Source organism: Streptomyces sp. AHU1, assembly GCF_045343905.1.
GTDB lineage: Bacteria > Actinomycetota > Actinomycetes > Streptomycetales > Streptomycetaceae > Streptomyces > Streptomyces triticiradicis.
In genome coordinates, this window is sequence record NZ_CP174283.1 from 2,179,341 (window position 1) to 2,198,938 (window position 19,598).

Genomic DNA, 19,598 nt, shown 5'->3' on the forward strand with positions numbered 1-19,598 from the left:
TTGCGGCGCCAGGGTGACCTGCCGCACGGCGGGCCCCGGCGCCCGCGACGGTCCGCGCCGCGCCCACCCCCGGGGGTCACTCCTCCAGGTCGGGCAGCCGCTCCGGTGCCGGACAGATCCGTTCGCCGTTCCGGTCGAAGACGAACAGGTGGGCGAGGTCCACGAGGAGCGGGACCTGCATGCCGTGGCGGAGTTCGATGTCGGGAGTGGTGCGCACGACGAGGTCGCCGGGCAGCCGTCCCTCGGGCGGTGCCTGCCCGGACCGGTCGTGGTCCTCGTCGTCCGCGGGACGGTCGAGGACCACGACCGGTCCGGCCCGCAGCGCCCCGGCGCGCTCCCGCAGCCGGTCCAGGACGGTGCCGTCCCGGCGCCGGCGGCGGTTCGGGCGGGACGGGCGCGGGGACTCCAGCTCGGGCACGAGGGCGGGCCGTGAACCGGTGTTGAAGTGGACGAGGACCTCATGCCCCTGGAACTCCACGTGCTCGACCAGTCCGGTGATCGCCACCTCGCCCGGCCGGGCCTCCGAGGGCCTGGCGAGCCGAATGGCCTCGGAACGGAGCCCGACGATGATCTCGCGGCCCTGCTGCACCCGGAGCAACTGGTGGTCCAGGCAGAGGGGTTCGGGCAGACGCAGGAACTGCTTGCCGAGACTGATCGTCATGGCGCCGTCGAGCGGGGCCCGGACGAGTCCGCGCAGCAGGTTGATGCGCGGGGTGCCGATGAAGGCGGCGACGAAGACGTTCGCGGGCAGTGCGTAGACCGTGCGGGGCGTGCCCAGTTGCTGGAGGACCCCGCCGCGCATCACGGCGACCCGGTCGCCGAGCGACATGGCCTCGGCCTGGTCGTGGGTGACGTAGACCGTGGTCGCGCCCAGGTCCCTGGTGAGCTTGGAGATCTCGGCCCGCAGGTGGTTGCGGAGTTTGGCGTCGAGGTTGGACAGCGGTTCGTCCATCAGGAAGGCCGAGGGGTGGCGCGCTATCGCCCGGCCCATCGCGACGCGCTGCCGCTCGCCGCCGGAGAGCTGGCCGGGGAAGCGGTCGAGGAGGTCCTGGATGCCGAGCATCCGGGCGGTGGCGTCCACCCGGGCCCGGGGGTCCGCTCCGGGCGTCTCGATGCGCAGCGGGAAGCCGATGTTGTCGCGGCTGGTCATGCTCGGGTAGAGGGCGAAGTTCTGGAAGACCATCGCCATGTTCCGTTCGGAGGGCGGCAGGTCGTTGGCGTACTCGCCGTCCAGCCGCACCTCGCCCTCGCTGACCTCCTCGAGTCCCGCGATCATCCTCAGCACCGTCGACTTGCCGCAGCCCGAGGGGCCGAGCAGCACGAGGAATTCGCCGGGCCGGATGTCCAGCGACAACCGTTCCACCACGCGGGGCCCGCGGGCGTAGGACTTGCTGACGTGGTGCAGGGAGATGGCGCGTGTCATGACAGGGGCCCCCGGGGGCGTGCAAGGCGCTGGTGCTCCGCGGCCGGTCGTCCCGTACGGGTCGTACGGGACCTTGAGTCACGGAAGCTAACGGACCGCGCACGTCCGGGGGAAGACACGGGGCGGTATCGGACGGGCGGGTTCGGTACGGGCGGAAACGGACGATCGGATACCGGTCGGGCCGGGATCCGGCACCGGGGCCTCGTCCCGGCCCGGCCGGCCGTCCCGCGGTCCGTCTCAGCGGGCTCCGGTCCGTGCCCGGATCTCCGTGAGACGGGCGAAGGCGATGACGTTCGCCGCGTATCCGGTCCTGTGGTCGTAGGCGCCGCCGCAGGTGATCAGCCGGAGTTCGGGACGTCCCCGGTCGCCGTACACCTCCTGGTCGGGGAAGTGGGCCTTCGCGTACGTGCGTACGGCGTACACCGTGTAGACGGCGGTCCGTCCGTCCACGCGCCGTGCCTCGACGCGCGCGCCGGGACGGATCCGTTCGATCGGGGCGAAGACGGCGGGTCCCGTCCGGGTGTCGCGGTGGCCGACGACCAGGGCCGTGCCGCGTTCGCCCGGCGCGGGTCCGTCCGTGTACCAGCCGACGGGTTTCGGATCGTCCACGGGCGGCGCGGTGAGCCGCCGTTCGCGGTCCAGCCTCAGACCGATGACCGGCGCGTCGACGCCCAGGGAGGGAATGCGCAGGGAGGCGGCCCGGGAGCGCGGCAGCGGTGCGGACGGGGGCGCGGTCCGGGCCGCCCGGCGGGCGGCCGGGGACGGGTGCCGCCCCGGGCCGCCCGCGTCGCCGCCGGGGCGGGCGTGCGGCGCGTGCCCGGCGCCCGCCGCCGGAGCCCGGGAGGCGGCGCCGTCGTCGCGTACGGCGCCGGACGCCACCGCCCCGGCGGGATCACCGTCCCCCGCCCACCAGACGCCGCCCGCCACCAGCGCGACGGCGACCGCCAGGGTCCTCGCCAGACGGTAGGCGCGCGTCCGGTACCAGGGCCTTTGCCGTCTACGCGGCGCCATTGTCGCGTCGGCGCAGCCGCAGGAACACGACTCCCCCGGCCACTACGAGACCCGCGGCCGCCGCACCGGCCACCGGTGAGAAGTCCTGCGCGCGGGCGAGCCCGCCGCCGCCCGCCGGGGCCCCTCCGTTGGGGCGGCCCGGGTCACCCTGCTGCCAGCCGGGACCACCTTGCTGGCCGCCGGGTCCGCCCTGCTGGCCGCCGGGCCCTCCGGCCTGCCGGCTCGGGCTGGGGCTCCCGCCCGGACCGCCCAGACCGCCGGGGCCGTTCTGCTGGCCCGGGGACGGGGACGAGGACGGCGCGCCGACGGGGCAGTCGACCCGGAAGACCTTGCTCTTGCCCGCGCCGTTCTCGTCCTGGAAGTTCCAGGTCAGCTTGTACTGGCCGTCGGGCAGCGTGAAGATGCGGGTCCCGGCGCGCCCGGTCCCGGACGCGGACAGCGTGCCCGCGAGGACGGGGTCGCCCGGGGCGCCGGGCTGGCGCGTGATGAACCAGGAGATCTGCTGCCCGGCGTCGAAGCCGAAGCCGTCGAGGTAGAACCGGCAGACCCTCGGATCGTCCCGCTGGTTGTCGAACGGCGTGTTCGCGTCGTGGACCTTGACGTCGCCGTTGTCGCCGGGGGCGGCGACGGCGGCCGGGGCACCGAGGAAGGTGGCGCCCGCGACCGTGAGGGCGGCGAGGGCGCCGGCGCCGCGACGCGGCACGGAGTGGGACGAGGTGGACATGCGAGGTTCCTCCGAGTCAGATGATTTTCATACGACTTTCAGGTCATCTGACTAGTTCTCACATAAGACCCACAAAGGGACGCAACTGCGCCCGGTCCCCCGCCGGGGACCGCTCTTCCGGCGCAACGACGCCTCGGGCCGCGGCGGCTCACGGGTGTCCGCAGCGGCCCGGAGCGCGAAGCCGACTCAGGGGCAGGCCGTCAGTTCCACGGGCACCCCGTTGAGGACGGCGGTTCCGGACAGCGGGTCGAGCAGCGAGCCGTCGAGGAGCTGGTTGACGTTGACCCCGGGATCCAGGGCGGCGTGGCTCATCCGGGTGCCGGGGCGGTCGTGCCCCCAGCCGTGCGGAAGGCTCACCACTCCGCTCCGTACGGCGTCGGTGATCTCCACCGGGGCGGTCACCTCTCCGCCGGCGCCCCTGACGCGCACGGCGGCGCCGTCGGCGAGCCCCAGCCGGGCGGCGTCGTCGGGGTGGACGTGCAGGGTGCAGCGGTTGGAACCGCCGGTGAGCGCGGGGACGTTGTGCATCCAGCTGTTGTTGGAGCGCAGATGGCGGCGGCCGACGAGGACGATGCCCGCCGGGCGTTCGCGCAACGCGTCCCGCAGGCGCGGCAGATCACCCGCGATCGGCCCGGGGAGCAGCTCGATCTTCCCGCTGCGGGTCTTCAGCCGCCTCGGCAGGCAGGAGGTGAGCGGTCCGAGGTCGATGCCGTGCGGGTGCGCCAGCAGCTTCTCCAGGGTCAGGCCGTCCGGGCGCGCGCCGAAGCCGTCGCCGTACGGACCGAGGCGCAGCATCATGTCGAGCCGGCGCTCGGGGCCGTTCTCTCCGGTGAGGGCGGCGGCGAGTTCTCCCGGGTCGCGCCCGTGCACCGGTGACGCGGTGTCCTTGACCGCCTTGCCGAGGGTGCCCTCGACGACCATGGCGTCCACGGCGGACGGGTCGGCGCCGTGCATGCCGCTCGCGGCGAGGACGAGCCGGGCGAGGATCTCGGTCTCCGCCATCCGGTCCTCCTCCAGAGGGACGGCGGGGCGGTTGTAGCGGACCTGGTTGCGGACGGCGAGGGTGTTGAACGCGAAGTCGTGGTGCGCGCCGCGGGAGGGCGGGGGCGGCGGCAGCACGACGTGGGCGTGGCGCGAGGTCTCGTTCAGGTAGGGGTCGACGCTGACCATGAAGTCCAGCGATTCGAGCGCCTTGTCGAGGCGGAGGCCGTCGGGCGCGGAGAGGACCGGGTTGGCGGCGACGGCGATGACCGCGCGGACCGGGCTGCCCTCCTCGGTCGGGGTGTCGATCTCCTCCGCCAGGGCGGCCAGCGGCAGTTCGCCCTTGGCCTCGGGGTGCCGGCTCACCCGGCTGTGCCAGCGGCCGAGGGCGAAGCCGTGGCCGGGGCCCGCCGGGCGGGGCGTCCGGTCGGTGGCGGCCGTCGGGAAGAGGGCGCCGCCGGGCCGGTCGAGGTTGCCGGTGAGGATGTTGAGGACGTCCACCAGCCAGCTGGCCAGGGTGCCGTGCGGGACGGTGCAGCTGCCGATGCGGCCGTAGACGGCGGCGGTGGGCGCGGCGGCCAGCTCGCGCGCCAGCTCCCGGATCGTCCCGGCGTCCACGTCGCAGGCCGCGCTCGCCGCCTCGGGGGTGAAGTCCCGCAGCGCGTCCGGGAGTTCGTCGACGCCCTGGACGTGCGGGGCGAGGGCGCCGAGGTCGACGAGCTTCTCCTCGAACAGGACGTACGCCATCGCGGCGAGGAGCATGGCGTCGGTGCCGGGGCGGACGGCCACGTGGCGGTCGGCGAGTTTCGCGGTGCGGGTGCGGCGCGGGTCGATGACGGTCAGTGTGCCGCCGCGGGCCCGCAGCGCCCGGAGCCTGCCGGGGAAGTCGGGGGCGGTGCACAGACTCCCGTTGGACTCCAGCGGGTTGGCGCCGATGAGCAGCAGGTGGTCGGTGCGGTCCAGGTCCGGTACGGGGATCGCGTTGGCGTCGCCGTACAGCAGTCCGCTCGACACGTGCTTGGGCATCTGGTCGAGCGTGGAGGCGGTGAAGACGCTGTGCGTGCGCAGGGCTCCGAGCAGGACGGGGGGATAGAGGGCACCGGCCATGGTGTGCACGTTCGGGTTGCCGAGGACGACGCCGACGGCGTGCGGCCCGTACCGCTCGACGACCGGGCGCAGTCCGGCGGCCACGGCGTCGAAGGCCTCCTCCCAGGTGGCCTCGCGCAGTTCGCCGTCCCGGCGGACGAGGGGGGTGCGCAGCCGGTCGGGGTCGCCGTCGGCGGCGCCGAAGGAGGCGCCCTTCGGGCAGATGAATCCCTTGCTGAACACGTCGTCCCGGTCACCCCGGGCGCCGGTCACCCGGGTGCCCTCGATGGTCAGCGTCAGCCCGCAGGTGGCCTCGCACAGGGGACAGACGCGCAGCGCGGTCCGGGAGTCGGGGGTGGTGCCGGAGGTGCGGGACACGGGTCCTCCCGGAGGGTGGTGGCTTCGGTGGCACACGGATGCGAGTGAGCATACCGACCGGTACGCATGACGGGGAGGGGCGACCGGGGGTCACGTCGGAATTCCGCGTGCGGGCGGCTCCGGTGTCCCGCGGGTGGACCCGTCGGACGGGACCGGTCAGTCGAGGACCCTGGCCAGATACGCCCGCAGCAGCTCACGCGTCTCCTCGATGATCCGTTCGTCCCCCTCGGGATCGATCCGGAAGGCGAGGTGGACCAGCGTGTCGGCGGTCTCCACGGCGACCAGGAAGCAGCGGCGGAGGTCGTCGTCCGGGGACCGGCCGAGATAGCCGGAGAGCAGGTCGGTCAGGCGGTCGGCGACCCGGGTGTTGGGCTCGGCGTGGCGGGCACCGACGGGAATCTGGTTGCCGAAGTCGACGAGGGAGAAGCCCGGCGCGGTGCGCTTCATGGCGAGGTACTCGTCGAGCACCGCGTCCATCGCGGTCCGCCAGCCGCCCCCGTCCGCCTCCCGCAGGCTCTGTGCGACGCGCTCGGTGTAGAGCTCCAGGTTGCGCTGGGCGAGCGCGTCGGCCATCGCCCGCTTGTTGCCGAAGAAGCGGTAGACGGAACCGATGGGCACACCGGCCCGCTGGGCCACGGCCCGCGTGCTCAGCCCGTCGTAGCCCACCTCGTCGAGGAGGTCGGCGCAGGCGTCGAGGATCCTGGTCAGTCGTTCTGCGCTACGCCGCTGTACGGGCGCTCTGCGGAGCGAGGTCGTATGGGGCACGGTCTTCATGATGCCTTTCCGCCGGGGTCCGGTGAACCTCCCCCCTCAGTACGCGCCTCCGTGCCATGACCACTCATTTCCGGCGGGGCACCCGCTTGCCGTGACCACTCACCGCGCCCCGGGTGCCGCCGGTTCCGGGCCGGGCGCCGGACCGGATTCCGAGGCCGTGACGTCGGCCGTGCTCTCGACGGGCTCGCCGTGGACGGCCCACACGGTGCCGTCGTCCGCGTACAGCCGTGCGGTGACGTGGTGGGTGCCGCGGGGCACGAGGCGCCCGGCCAGGTGGTGCTCGGCGGTGCGCAGCCGGGCGACGGTCCGGCCGTCGACGTAGAGGTGGGCGATGCCGCGCCCGGCGACCGGCACGGCCGGCGTGCCCGCGGGCGAGAAGCGGAAGTCGCGGACGGTCAGCCGCACGTCCCATCCGCCGGCGGGGGCGGGCTGGATCTCGATCGCGACCCCGGGTGCCCCCTTCCCGCCCACCTCGCGGTAGAGCCGTCCCTCCTCGTCCATCTCGTCGAGCAACGTGCCGACGGGCGAGGCGGAGATCGCGGTCCCCCGTCCGTGCGCATCACCGGCTCCGCAGCCCGCGGCTCCGCCGAGCAGGGCGCAGACCACGAGCGCGGCGAGCAGTCCAAGCGTCCACCGCATGTCCGGGAGCGTAGAACAGGGCTTCTGGCGGCCGGATCCCCCTGAAGTCGGGTTCTTGGACCGCGCACCCACTCTCGAGTACTAGGCCCTGTCGTCAAATTCCCGCCTGCCCCGCGACGCCCGGCACGCCCTCTCGCCGCACCGGGCGAAAGCCCAAGTACGTCCAGTACGAGGACTTCCGCCCGGCACGCCGAGAGCACGCACCGGACGCCGCAGGGCCGCCCTTCGGGCGACGACGGGAATTTGACGACAGGGCCTAGTCCCGTGGCAAATCCGGCCATCCGCCGCCCGGCCCCCGGCCGGCCTCTTGCGCGGGGCGGGACGGAATCCTACGGTGTTGCATAGGAATCAGGCACGAGGGAGCGATCATGAGCGGGGACGCGAGGAAGACGGCCGAGGGGCTGGCCCATCTCTCCGGATTCGGCAACGAACACGGCTCGGAGGCGGTCCCGGGGGCCCTGCCGCACGGCCGCAACGCGCCGCAGCGCGCACCGCTCGGCCTGTACGCGGAGCAGCTGAGCGGTTCGGCGTTCACCGAGCCGAGGGCGTCCAACCGGCGTTCGTGGCTGTACCGGATCCGGCCGTCGGCCGCCCACCCGGCGTTCACCCGCACCGACAACGGCGCCCTGCGGACCGCCCCGTTCACGGAGACGGTGCCCGACCCGAACCGGCTGCGCTGGAACCCGCTTCCGGAGCCCCCGGCCGGGACGGACTTCCTCGCGGGCCTGTGGACCCTCGGCGGCAACGGCGACGCGAGCCAGCGCACCGGGATCGCCGTGCACCTCTACCACGCCAACACCTCGATGGAGCGGGTGTTCAGCGACTCCGACGGCGAGCTGCTCATCGTCCCGGAGCGCGGCGGACTGCTGCTGCGCACCGAGTTCGGGCTGCTGCACGTGGAGCCGGGACACATCGCGCTGATCCCCCGCGGGGTGCGCTTCCGGGTGGAGCTGCTGGACCCGGCGCCGGAGGGCGGCCCCGGCGCCCGCGGTTACGTGTGCGAGAACTACGGCGCGCCCTTCCAGCTCCCCGACCTCGGCCCGATCGGCGCCAACGGCCTCGCCAACGCCCGTGACTTCCTCGCCCCGGTCGCCGCGTACGAGGACGTCGAGGGCCCGGTCGAGGTGGTGAACAAGTTCTGCGGCAACCTCTGGACGGCGACGTACGACCACTCGCCGCTGGACGTGGTCGCCTGGCACGGAAACCATGTGCCGTACGTCTATGACCTGCGCCGTTTCAATGTGATCGGCTCCATCAGCTACGACCACCCGGACCCCTCGATCTTCACGGTGCTCACCTCGCCGTCCGACACCCCGGGTCTGGCTGGCGTCGACTTCGTCGTGTTCGCGCCGCGCTGGCTGGTGGGCGAGGACACGTTCCGGCCCCCGTACTTCCACCGGAACGTGATGAGCGAGTACATGGGGCTCATCGAGGGCGCGTACGACGCGAAGGCGGAGGGCTTCGTGCCGGGCGGCGGCTCGCTGCACAACATGATGTCGGCGCACGGACCGGACCAGGAGACCTTCGACCGCGCCAGCGCCGCCGAGCTGAAGCCGCAGAAGATCGACGACGGCCTGGCCTTCATGTTCGAGACCCGCTGGCCGGTGACCGCGACGGCCCAGGCGGCGCGGGCGGAACACCTCCAGCGCGGCTACGACGACGTCTGGAAGGGGCTCGGGCGGCACTTCCGTCCGGCCGGCTGAGCCTCACCGGCCGTTGCCTTCCACGCCCGCGACCGGTACGGATACCCTCGTGACCTCCTTCGCTCCCGATTCGATCGTCCTGAACCGCAAGCTGCCGCTGTGGTACCAGGTGTCGCAGTCCCTGCGTGCCTCCATACTCGGCCGCACCCCTCAGGACCCCCTGCGCCTGCCCACCGAGGAGCAGCTCGCGGGGCACTACGGGGTGAGCGTGCTGACCATGCGGCAGGCGCTCAAGGAGCTGGAGACCGAGGGGCTCATCACCCGGCACCGCCGGCGGGGCACGTTCATCGAGCCGAGCGCCCGGCGCGGCGCGCCCGTGCGGCTGCTCGGCTCGGTGGACACGATCGTGGCCCAGCAGTCGGGCATGACGACCGAGCTGCTGGACCAGGGGAAGGCGCCCGTTCCCGGCGAACTGGCGGAGTTCTTCCCCGATGTGGACGAGGTGGCGACGTACCACCGGCTGCGCAGCGACGAGACGACGGGTGAGCCGACGAACCACGCGCGCAACTACCTCCGGCCGGAGCTGGCCGACCGCATCGACCGGGAGGACCTGATCCGCTGGCCGATGACCAAGGTGCTGCGGGACGTGCTCGGGGTCGGCATCAGCCGGATCACCGACACGGTGGAGGCCACGCTCGCGGACCCGGAGACGGCGCGGCTGCTCCAGGTGCCGCTGCTCAGCCCGATCCTGCGCTACACGGGCGTCATCCACGGCCAGGACGGGCAGGCGCTGGACGTCGCGGTCATCCACTACCGGGGCGACCGCTTCTCGTTCACCGTCACCCTCGACGCGCACTGACGATGGCGTACGGGGACGGCGGACGGCGCCCGCGTCGTACGATGCCGGGCGTGACGCCCGACGCCGCTCCGCTGCTCGCGGACCTCATGCCGTGGTCCGTCGCACCGCCGAGACTGGGCCGGAGGTGGCCGACGGCCCCCGACCCGGCCTCCCTGAAAGCCCGTTGGGACGCCCTCGTGCGGGCCGAGGGGGCGGACCGCGAGACGCTGTTCGGGCCGACGCGGGCGCGCACGACGCACTCCGCGGTCGCCCAGCTGCCGGGCCAGTCCAGCGGGACGGGCCGTCTCGCGCGGGCGTCGGACCCCTGCCCGGCACCGGTCCGGGTGCTGAGCGCCCCCTTCGACGAGCAGTGGCTGATTCCCGATCACAGGCTGATCGACTCGGCCCGCCCCGAGCTGTGGCGGGTGGCGGACGACGAGCAGGTGTTCGCGGTCGAGCAGTCCCATGTGCCCGGGACGTCCGGTCCGGCCCTGCTGGCCGCCTCCGTGCTGCCGCTGAGCGCCGGCCGCGGCGGGCGGGTGCGTCCCCTCTACCGGCGTCCCGGCGGCCGTGAACCGAACCTGGCGCCGGGCCTGTCGGAGCACCTCGGCTCCCGCCTCGGCCACCCGCCCGCTCCTGTCGACGTCCTCGCCTGGACCATGGCGGTCGCGCGGCACGGCCGGGACGGCTGCGTGGTCCCGCTCACCGCCGACCCCGAAGTGTGGTCGTCCGGAGTCGAGTTGGGCCGTCGCATGCTCCGGCTGATGCGCCGCGGGGGCGAGCGCCCCAAACTCCCCGGCGGCCGGCGCCCCTACGTGCGCGCACCGCTGTCCGCGGGCCCCCTCCTCGCCGACCCGCACTACGACCGCGCCGAGGAGTGCCTGCACCTCGGCGAGGGCAGGATCTCGCCCGTGCCGCCCGAGGCCTGGGACTTCGAGGTCGGCGGCGCGCGCGTGCTCGAGCAGTGGTTCGCGGCGAGGTCCGGGGCGGGAGAGCCCGGCACCCTGGAGGCGATCGGCCCCGCCGGCTGGCCGCAGGCGTGGACGTCAGAACTCCTCGAACTCATCACGGTGCTCGCGCTCCTCGCGGAACTACGGCCCCGGCAGGCCGCGTTGGAGTCCGGGCCATCGATCACCCGCGCGGAGCTGCGCACGGCCGGGGTGCTCCCGGTCCCGGACACGGCCTGCCGCCCGGCGTCGGTGCTCGACCACCACGAAGAGGGTCCCGAGGGCCAGTTCGCGCTGATCTAGCGGTGCGGTCCCATTACGGGCGCGCATCACCCCTCGCCGCGCCGGGGCCCGCCGGCCGAGGACGGCCGGATCACCCCGCGGAAATCAGTGCATGACAAATGTATGCCCAGGGTCCATGATCCATCGCATGCAGCCAGAGCCCCTGCCCCTCGAAGGCATCACCGTCGTCGCCGTCGAGCAAGCCGTCGCCGCGCCCTTCGCGACCCGGCAGCTCGCTGATCTGGGCGCCCGGGTCGTCAAGGTCGAGCGGATCGACGGCGGGGACTTCGCCCGGGGCTACGACACCACGGCCCATGGCCTGGCCTCGCACTTCGTGTGGTGCAACCGGGGCAAGGAGTCCATCGCCCTCGACCTGAAGGACCCGCGCGGGCTCGATGTCGTCCGCAGGCTCGTCGCGGGGGCGGACGTGTTCGTGCAGAACCTCGCGCAGGGGGCGGCGGCCCGGCTGGGACTGGACGCGGCGACCCTGTGCGGCGAGCATCCGCGGCTGATCGCCGTGGACATCTCCGGGTACGGACCGTCGGGGCCGTACGCCGGAAAACGCGCGTACGACATGCTCGTGCAGTGCGAGGCGGGGCTCGTGTCGGTGACCGGGACGCCCGGGCAGCCGGTGAAGGCGGGCATCCCCGCCGCGGACATCGCGGCGGCCATGTACGCGTTCTCGGGGGTCCTGGCGGCGCTGGTGCGGCGCGGCACGACCGGGCGCGGGGGTCCGGTCGAGGTGTCGATGCTGGACGCGCTCGCGGAGTGGATGGGGCATCCGCTGCACCACGCGATGCACGGCGGGACCCCGCCGGCCCGCACGGGTCTCGCCCACAGCGTGATCGTGCCCTACGACGCCTATTCGACGGCTGACGGCGGGCACGTGCTGTTGTCGGTGCAGAACGACCGGGAGTGGCGGCGGCTCGCCCAACAGGTGCTGGAGCGGCCCGAGATGGCGGACGATCCGCGCTTCGCCACGAACGCGGCGCGGGTGGCCGACCGGGAGCACGTGGACACCGTGGTCGCCCGGGCGCTGGGCGCGCTCGGCGCCGACGAGGCGGTGGCCCGCCTGGAGGCCGCGGGCATCGCCTGCGCACGGCTGCGGGACGTGACGGAGGTGGCGGAACATCCGCAGCTGGCGGCCAGGAACAGATGGCGGGACGTGGGATCGCCGGTCGGACCGCTGCGGGCGCTGCTGCCTCCGATCACGCTGCCGGGCGGGGAGGATGCTCGCATGGGGTCCGTCCCGCGGCTCGGCGAGCACACGGGGGTGGTGTTGCGGGCGCTGGGCATGACCGAGGCGGACGTCGCCGAGCTGCGGCGGGACGGAGTGGTGCGCTGAGCCTCACGGCCCGGTGACGGTGGTGACCCGCGCTCCGGACGTGGTGATCACCGGGCACCGCTGCCCGCCGTGGGGATGACGGACGCGGAGGGGCAGCGTTGCGCCGGTTCGGTGGAGTCGCCGGAGCGCGGGTCGAGAAGGCCGGTGCCGACAGCCGGTCAGCGGCTGCCGAACAGCGAGCGGCGCAGCCGCCTGAGCGGCGCGAACAGCGAGACCCGCCGCACGCGCGCGACCCTGGAGCCGCTGTCGTGCGCGTGGTCACGGGTCGTGAGCTCACGCATCAGCGACGTCGCCTCGAGCGTCTCGCGCTGCGGTATGGCGGGACCGCCGAGCACCGCGAGATGTCGGTCGAGGCGCGAACTGGTCGCGCTGCTCCCGCACGTGATCGCAGGGACACGTGCCCTGCTGCGCATCGTTATCTGTTCCATGTCACTCCCCACCCGTACAAGTCCACCCGGCCCGGGCAGAGTAACCCTATCGCCCCCTCGCGGCGCGTGTGTATCTCGGACAAAGGATTCACCTTCCCCATAAGGGGGTTGACGGTTACTCTCCGAATCCAACCGTTTCCAGGGCGAGTTGGACAACCGGCGAGGTAGTGGGCTGTTCCGAGCCGCCGGAAGGCTCGACCGTCACCGCGAGTGACGTCGCGTTGGGGTTCAGTCCGTCGGCGACGAGGGGCGTGTCGCCGTCGAAGAGACCGAGGGAACGCGGTTTCTCGTTGGGGCGCATGAGCCACAGCTGACGGACGCGCCCGTCCGGAGGAGTGCCGAGTCCGCTCAGCGTCACGACGGCGCGCCGCTCCGACGCGGAGGCCACTACTCCGATTCCGCGGCCCCGCGCGTCCCGTCCGGCGGTCGCCCGCGCGTCGGGGGCGGCGAGAACGTGGGCGATCTCACGCGCCTGGGCACGCTCCTGGTCCAGCCGGTCGCGCGCCTGGGTCGCCTGCACCGCGAACAGCGCGGCGACGACGAGCGCCGCGGCGGCCGTGGCGGTGGCGAGCGGGGCGAACAGCGGGCGGAACCAGGGAGCACCGGCCCGCGCGGACTGATGGGCCGCCCGTACTCCGGGCAGGTCCCGGGCAGCCCGTTCCTGAGGGGTCATCCGTACGGAGGCCTGTTCCTGGGGCGTCGTCCGCACGGCGGTCAGCACCCGCTCGCGCAGCGCGGCCGGCGGGGCCGCCGCCGTGGACCAGGCGAGCCGCACGGCGTCCTCGGTCAGCGCCCGCACCTCCTCGGCGCAGCGGTCACAGCCCTTCAGATGGCGTTCGAAACGGCGCCTCTCGTCGCCCTCCAGTGCGTCGAGGGCGTAGGGGGCGGCGAGGGAGTGCAGATCCCGGCCCATCAGTCGGTCGAGGACGCTCATGCGGCACCCCTCTCTCTTCCGTTCTCTCTTCCGTGCGGATCACGGCCCGGCAGGCGGTCGTGGACGTTCACGCGACTCCTCCCAGGCATTCACGCAGGCGGGTGAGCCCGTCGCGCATACGGGTCTTGACGGTGCCGAGCGGCAGGGAGAGCCGCTCGGCGACTTCACGGTAGGTGTAGCCGTCGTAGTAGGCGAGGGTGACGGACTGCCGCTGCAGGGCGGTGAGCCGGTCGAGGCAGCGGCGGACCCACTCGCGTTCGAGGCCGGCCTCGACCTCCTCGGCGACCTGGTCGAAGGCGGGGTGGTGGTTGCGCCGCCCCTCGCGCTGCTCGCGTTCGGTGGCCGCGCGGGCGCTGCGCACCCGGTCGACGGCACGGCGGTGCGCGAGGGTGAGGATCCAGGACAGGGCGCTGCCGCGTCCGGGGTCGAACCGCGGCGCGGAGCGCCAGAGTTCGAGCAGGACCTCCTGCGACACCTCCTCCGACTGCGCCGGGTCGCGCACCACACGGCGCACCAGTCCGAACACCGGCCCGGACACCAGTCCGTACAGCTCCTCGAACGCCCTCTGGTCTCCTCCGGCCACCAGTACCAGTAGTTCGTCGGCTTCCACCCGTCCCCCTCTTCGGCCCCGCACGGCCCGTCCCTTCCCTTACGTCTTCGCAGCGAACCTGCCTACGGATGGGTTACGGATCAGCGAGCGGAAAACGCGTGTCCGTCACCGATCAGTTCGTACGTTCCGCAGCCGGTCTGTCCCCTGTCCGCCACCGGCGGTCCCGCGCGTCCCGCGCCGGCCTGCCGGAGGGCCCGCCGGAAAAGAAGCCGGCCCGTCGATGAAACAAGCTGCGAGAACCGCCGTAAAGACGTTTGGGATTCGACCAATCCACCCCGGCGACCGCTCCGAATGGCGTGCGTCAGGCAAGTTGGACAGAGGACGGACGGCATGACACCTATCTCCAGGACCGGCGCGAGTCGCAGGACTCTCGCGACCCTCGTATGCGGTGCGCTGGCTGCCGGGGGGCTCGCGGCCGCGGGTGCGACGGCGCTGACGCCGGGGGCGGCCTCCGCCTCCAGCCACCGGGAGGCCCCCCTGATCTCGGGCACTCCCCAGTACGACAACACGGACGTGTACGCGTTCGTCAGCCCGGACAAGCCCGACACGACGACGATCGTGGCGAACTGGATCCCCTTCGAGGAGCCGGCCGGCGGCCCGAACTTCTACACGTTCGCCGACGACGCCCAGTACGACATCCACATCGACAACAACGGTGACGCGCAAGGTGAGTTGATCTACCGCTACACCTTCAAGACGCACCGCAAGAACGGCAACACGTTCCTCTACAACACGGGCCCGGTCACCAGCCTCGACGACCCGGACCTCAACATCACGCAGACGTACGACATCGAACTGCTGCGGCTGCACAACCAGCGGGTGGTCTCGAGGACCAAGGTCGCGGACGACGTCCCGGTCGCCCCGTCCAACGTCGGCAAGGCGTCGATGCCGGACTACGCGAAGCTGCGCCACCACGCGATCTCCAAGCTCGCCGGCGGCTCGACGACGTTCGCCGGCCAGGCGGACGACCCGTTCTTCCTGGACCTGCGCGTCTTCGACCTGCTGTACGGCGGGAACCTGTCCGAGGTCGGGCGGGACACCCTCAAGGGCTACAACGTCAACTCCATCGCCCTGCAGGTCCCGAACGACATGATCCGTGAGTCGGAGGGCCAGCCGATCGTCGGCATCTGGTCCACCACGCAGCGCCGGGACGCCCGCGGCCACTACACCCAGGTCTCGCGCCTGGGCATGCCCCTGGTCAACGAGGTCGTCAACCCGCAGAAGGACAAGGACAAGTTCAACGCGTCCGCGCCCTGGGAGGACGCCCAGTTCCTGAAGAACGTGACCAACCCGGAGCTGCCGAAGCTCATCGAGGGGATCTACAAGATCAAGGCCCCGGCCGAGCCCCGCAACGACCTGGTCGACGTGTTCCTGAAGGGTGTGAAGGGCCTCAACCAGCCGCCGCACGTGCGTCCGGCGGAGGAGCTGCGCCTCAACACCTCGATCAAGCCGACCATGCACCCCAAGCGGCTCGGTGTCCTCGACGGCGACAACGCGGGCTTCCCGAACGGCCGCCGCCTCACCGACGACGTGATCGACGCCTCGCTCCAGGTCGTCGAGGGTGAACTGGTCGGTTCCAAGAACGACCTGGGCGACGCGGTCGACAAGAACGACAAGGGCTTCGAGAAGTCCTTCCCGTACGTCGCCCTGCCGACCTCGGGTTCGCGCGGCGCGCTCGCCAAGGGCACGACCAGCGGCACCGACGTGCGCAGCCAGCTCGGCGACGCCCTGCAGCCCGCCGGAACGGACGCCGGCGGCAAGACCGACACCATGCTGATCGCGGGCTCCGCCGCGGCGGGCGCCGCCGGCATCCTGCTCATCGGCTCCGGCCTGCTGTGGTGGCGCCGACGGATGTACAACCGGGCCTACTGACCCGGCTCACCGACTGGCGCGGCCCGCACGCAGTTCACACCCCCCACGGTGCGGGCCGCGCCGCCCCACCCCCCACAAACGACCGTTTTCCGAGGACTTTGAGGAGAGGGCATGTCCCCGCGTACGAACGACGACGCGACGCCGGACGCCGAAAAGGCCACACCCGACGAGAACACCGCGGCGGCCATGCCCGACGAGAGCACCGTGGAGCCGGCACCGGCCGACGGGACCGCGGAGGCTGCGGTCGCCGACGGGACCGCGGAGACGGCGGTCGCCGAGACCGTCACCGCCACCCCGGCGGCCACGGCCGGGGACGAGGACCCCGGGGCACCGGCGCGCGAGGCGGACGCCGCGAAGGCGGCACCCGCCGACGGGACCGCGGAAGCCGTCCCCGGCGGGGGCACGGCGGACGCGGTCGACGAGCGGGTGGCGGCCGTGCGCCGGCTGTCGCGGTCGCAGCGCCGCTGGCGGGCCGCCCAACTCGGATTCTGCGCAGCCGCGTTGGCGGTCGCCATGACGGCGGGCTCGGTGGTGCTCGGCGCCCTGAGGGACGGTGCGACGACGCCCGCCGTCGCGGCCGTGTCCAGCGGTGTGTCGCCGCAACTGCTCGCGAGCGGCGACCTCGACGCGAGCATCCGCTCCCTCCAGACCCATCTCCGCACCCAGCCCAAGGACTTCGGCGGCTGGGCCACGCTCGGTCTCGCCTATGTCGAACAGGCCCGCACCAAGGGCGACCCCTCGCGTTACCCCCAGGCCCAGGAAGCGCTCGGCCGGTCCCTGAAGCTGCGCCCCGACTACGATCCCGCGCTCGCCGGACAGGCCGCCCTCGCGGCCGCCCGGCACGATTTCACCGGCGCCCTGAAGTACGCGGACCTCGCGCTGGAGCAGAACCCCTACAGCGAGCGCGCCCTGTCCTCCCGCATCGACGCCCTCGTCGAACTCGGCCGCTACGACGAGGCGTCGAAGGCCGCCGACCTGGCGGACTCCCGGAAGCCGGGCGTCCCCGTCTTCACCCGGTTCGCCTACGTCCACGAGCTGAGCGGCGACGTGAAGACCGCCCGCCGGGTCCTGGAACAGGCGCTCGCGACGGCGACCGGCCGCGGCGACATCTCGTACGTGGCGTCCGCGCTCGGCCAACTGGCCTGGAACCAGGGCGACTACCACTCCGCTCTCACCTATTACGCACGGGCGCTCGCCGCCGACGACACCTACCTCCCCGCCCTCGAGGGCCGGGCCCGCACACAGGCCGCGCTGGGCGACCGCGCGGCGGCGATCAAGGGGATGGAGCAGATCGTGCAGCGCTACCCGCTGCCCCAGCCCCTGGTCGAACTGGGCGAGTTGTACGAGGCCCGGGGCGCGGCCGGAGACGCGCAGAAGGCCCGCGACCAGTACGCCCTGGTGAACGCCTGGATCTCCCTCGCCCACTCCTACGGCGTCAACGCCGACCTCGACACCGCGCTGGCGGCCGCCGACCACGGCGACCACGAGGCCGCGCTGACGGCGGCCCGCGCCGAGTGGGCCCGCCGGCACACCGTGCACACCGCGGACGCGCTCGCCTGGGCCCTGCACGTGTCGGGCCGCGACGCGGAAGCCCTGCCGTACGCGCGCCGGGCCACGGCGACGGGCTACCGCAACGCCTCCTTCCTCTACCACCTCGGTGTCATCGAGGGGGCCAACGGCCACACCGGCAAGGCCCGCACCGCGCTGAAGGCGGCCCTGGACCTGAACCCGGGCTTCTCGCCGCTGGGCGCCCGCGAGGCCCGTGAGGCACTGGAGGCCGCGAAGTGAGGGCGCCCCGGTTCCTCGCCCTGTGCGGAACGGTCCTGACCGCGGCCTGTGCGCTCGTACTGGTCCCCTCCGGATCCGCGAGCGCGCATCCGCTCGGCAACTTCACCGTCAACCGCTACGACGGTCTCGTGGCCGCTCCGGGACAGTTGCGGGTCGATCACGTCGAGGACCTGGCCGAGATCCCCGCCACCCAGGCCGGGCCGGACATCAAGAGGCTCGGTCTGGACGGCTGGGCCCGGCAGCGCTGCGAGGCCGCCGCGCACGACAGCGAGGTCACGGTGGACGGGCGGGCGGTGACGCTCAGCGCGGGCGCGAGCACGGCGCGCCTGCGACCGGGGCAGGCGGGACTCGACACCCTGCGCGTGGAGTGCCGGCTGACGGCGCCGCTGCCCGGCAAGGACACGGTCGCCGTGGGCTTCCACGGCGCGGGCGCCGACCACGGCCCCGGCTGGCGCGAGATCACCGCCCGTGGCGACCGGATGACGCTCACCTCCTCGGACGTACCGCGGAAGTCCGTCTCGTCCGAGCTGACCCGGTACCCCAAGGCGCTGCTCTCCTCCCCCGCCGACACCGCCACCGCCTCGCTGCGGATCCGGCCCGGCGGCCCCGCCCTCGTCGAGGAGCGGCGCGACGCTCCGGCCGCCTCGGTGCTCCCGCGCGGCGCCGACCGCTGGACCCAGGCCCTGAACGACCTGGTGGCCCGACGCCACCTCACCTTCGGCTTCGCCGCCCTGGCCCTGGTCATCGCCGTGGGCCTGGGCGCGATGCACGCGCTCGCGCCCGGCCACGGCAAGACCCTGATGGCCGCGACGGCGGCGGCGCGCGGGGGCCGGGCCCGGTTCAAGGACGTGCTGCCGCTCGCCGCCTCGGTGACCGTCACCCACACCCTCGGTGTCGTCGCGCTCGGCCTGCTGGTCACCGCGGGTTCGGCGGCGGCCCCCTCCGTGATCGCCTGGCTGGGCGTGTCCAGCGGCGTCCTCGTCACCGGGGCCGGCATCACCCTCCTGCGACGGGCCTGGCGCAACCGGCCCTCCGCGCACGGCCACGGACACAGCCACACCCACGACCACGGGCACGGCCACGGGCATCGGCACGACACGGACCACCCGCACGACCACACCCACGATCACGACCACGCGTCGCCTCACGGGCACGACCACGCGCACGAGCACGACCACGACCGGGCCGCGGCTCATGACCACACGCACGAACACGGCCCGGACCACTCGCACGACCACGAGCACCCGCTCCTCCCCCAGCACACACACGATCACGATCACGGCCACGACCACGACCACGACCACGGGGACACTCCGCACCGGCACGCCGCGCGCCCCCTGGTCCTGGCCCACGCCACCGCGTCCGTCACCACCGGCGCTCCCACGGCGACAGCGACAGCATCCCGGCCCCACACCCACGACCACCCGCACCCGCACCCGCACCCGCACCCGCACCCGCACGACCACAGCCACGAGCACGACCACCACTCCCCCACCCTCGAACACACCCACGGCGGCTTCACCCACACCCACGAGATCGCCCCCACCCTCCGCGGAACGATCCTGCTCGGCTTCGCCGGCGGGCTGGTGCCCAGTCCCTCGGCCGTCGTCGTCCTCGTGGGCGCCGCGGCGCTCGGACAGGCCTGGTTCGGCCTCCTCCTCGTGCTCGCGTACGGCGTCGGGCTCGCCCTGACGCTGACGGCGGCCGGGTTCGCCGTCGTCAAGCTCGGCAGCGGCGTGAACCGCGCCCTGGCCGGACGCCGGCGGTGGGCCGAGGGACGCCTCGTGCTCCTGGTCCGCAGGACCGCGCCCCTCGGATCGGCGCTGATCGTCGTGGCCCTCGGGGCCGGATTGGTGCTCAAGGGGGCGGCATCCGTACTCGGCTGAGGTACTTTT

Annotated in this window: 16 protein-coding genes; 7 read left to right on the plus strand and 9 right to left on the minus strand. The window is 73.2% G+C overall.

Going from position 1 to position 19,598, the window contains the following annotated elements; translation table 11 throughout:
* Positions 1 to 76: 76 nt before the first annotated feature.
* The 6 genes from ACICHK_RS09975 to ACICHK_RS10000 form a co-directional block, all read right to left on the minus strand.
* Positions 77 to 1,423, minus strand: coding sequence for an ABC transporter ATP-binding protein (locus tag ACICHK_RS09975; protein ID WP_406836623.1), 1,347 nt, complete (start codon positions 1,421 to 1,423; stop codon positions 77 to 79).
* Positions 1,424 to 1,660: 237 nt separating this feature from the next.
* The gene (locus ACICHK_RS09980) at positions 1,661 to 2,434 is read right to left on the minus strand and encodes a class F sortase (RefSeq protein ID WP_406836624.1); all 774 of its coding nucleotides are present in this window, start codon (positions 2,432 to 2,434) and stop codon (positions 1,661 to 1,663) included.
* The gene (locus ACICHK_RS09985) at positions 2,421 to 3,158 is read right to left on the minus strand and encodes a hypothetical protein (RefSeq protein WP_406836625.1); all 738 of its coding nucleotides are present in this window, start codon (positions 3,156 to 3,158) and stop codon (positions 2,421 to 2,423) included. Before ACICHK_RS09985 ends, ACICHK_RS09980 begins: the two co-directional genes overlap by 14 nt.
* A 186-nt stretch (positions 3,159 to 3,344) precedes the next feature.
* Positions 3,345 to 5,603: a molybdopterin oxidoreductase family protein gene (locus ACICHK_RS09990; RefSeq protein WP_406836626.1), complete on the minus strand. Its 2,259-nt coding sequence runs from the start codon at positions 5,601 to 5,603 to the stop codon at positions 3,345 to 3,347.
* Positions 5,604 to 5,759: 156 nt separating this feature from the next.
* Positions 5,760 to 6,377: a TetR/AcrR family transcriptional regulator gene (locus ACICHK_RS09995; RefSeq protein ID WP_151474802.1), complete on the minus strand. Its 618-nt coding sequence runs from the start codon at positions 6,375 to 6,377 to the stop codon at positions 5,760 to 5,762.
* Positions 6,378 to 6,476: 99 nt separating this feature from the next.
* Entirely contained in the window at positions 6,477 to 7,016 is a 540-nt protein-coding gene (locus tag ACICHK_RS10000) for a hypothetical protein (RefSeq protein WP_406836627.1), read from the minus strand.
* Between the two features lie 368 nt (positions 7,017 to 7,384).
* On the opposite strand from ACICHK_RS10000, the gene hmgA reads away from it, so the two are divergent.
* The 4 genes from hmgA to ACICHK_RS10020 all read left to right on the plus strand — a co-directional run bounded on the left by hmgA (position 7,385) and on the right by ACICHK_RS10020 (position 12,071).
* Complete coding sequence (gene hmgA / locus ACICHK_RS10005; protein WP_406836628.1) at positions 7,385 to 8,719, plus strand: homogentisate 1,2-dioxygenase; 1,335 nt, start codon at positions 7,385 to 7,387, stop codon at positions 8,717 to 8,719.
* A gap of 49 nt (positions 8,720 to 8,768) precedes the next feature.
* A complete protein-coding gene (locus ACICHK_RS10010; RefSeq protein WP_151474799.1) occupies positions 8,769 to 9,518 on the plus strand; it encodes a GntR family transcriptional regulator in 750 nt (249 codons plus the stop codon).
* A gap of 41 nt (positions 9,519 to 9,559) precedes the next feature.
* The gene (locus tag ACICHK_RS10015; protein ID WP_406836629.1) at positions 9,560 to 10,747 is read left to right on the plus strand and encodes a type ISP restriction/modification enzyme; all 1,188 of its coding nucleotides are present in this window, start codon (positions 9,560 to 9,562) and stop codon (positions 10,745 to 10,747) included.
* A gap of 115 nt (positions 10,748 to 10,862) precedes the next feature.
* Positions 10,863 to 12,071 (plus strand): CaiB/BaiF CoA transferase family protein, encoded by a 1,209-nt coding sequence (locus ACICHK_RS10020; RefSeq protein WP_406836630.1) that lies wholly within the window; start codon positions 10,863 to 10,865, stop codon positions 12,069 to 12,071.
* A gap of 158 nt (positions 12,072 to 12,229) precedes the next feature.
* Here ACICHK_RS10020 and ACICHK_RS10025 read toward each other — a convergent pair whose 3' ends face one another.
* The 3 genes from ACICHK_RS10025 to ACICHK_RS10035 form a co-directional block, all read right to left on the minus strand.
* Positions 12,230 to 12,499, minus strand: a complete 270-nt coding sequence (locus tag ACICHK_RS10025; protein WP_406836631.1) for a hypothetical protein — start codon at positions 12,497 to 12,499, stop codon at positions 12,230 to 12,232.
* A gap of 115 nt (positions 12,500 to 12,614) precedes the next feature.
* Positions 12,615 to 13,433 (minus strand): anti-sigma factor domain-containing protein, encoded by an 819-nt coding sequence (locus ACICHK_RS10030; RefSeq protein WP_406836632.1) that lies wholly within the window; start codon positions 13,431 to 13,433, stop codon positions 12,615 to 12,617.
* Positions 13,434 to 13,500: 67 nt separating this feature from the next.
* Positions 13,501 to 14,043, minus strand: coding sequence for a sigma-70 family RNA polymerase sigma factor (locus ACICHK_RS10035; RefSeq protein WP_151474795.1), 543 nt, complete (start codon positions 14,041 to 14,043; stop codon positions 13,501 to 13,503).
* A gap of 330 nt (positions 14,044 to 14,373) precedes the next feature.
* On the opposite strand from ACICHK_RS10035, the gene ACICHK_RS10040 reads away from it, so the two are divergent.
* From ACICHK_RS10040 to ACICHK_RS10050, 3 genes are all read left to right on the plus strand, one after another.
* Entirely contained in the window at positions 14,374 to 15,915 is a 1,542-nt protein-coding gene (locus ACICHK_RS10040) for a DUF4331 domain-containing protein (RefSeq protein WP_151474794.1), read from the plus strand.
* A 111-nt stretch (positions 15,916 to 16,026) separates the two neighbouring features.
* The gene (locus ACICHK_RS10045) at positions 16,027 to 17,703 is read left to right on the plus strand and encodes a tetratricopeptide repeat protein (RefSeq protein WP_406836633.1); all 1,677 of its coding nucleotides are present in this window, start codon (positions 16,027 to 16,029) and stop codon (positions 17,701 to 17,703) included.
* Entirely contained in the window at positions 17,700 to 19,589 is a 1,890-nt protein-coding gene (locus ACICHK_RS10050; protein WP_406836634.1) for a sulfite exporter TauE/SafE family protein, read from the plus strand. Before ACICHK_RS10045 ends, ACICHK_RS10050 begins: the two co-directional genes overlap by 4 nt.
* The last annotated feature ends 9 nt before the right edge of the window (positions 19,590 to 19,598 follow it).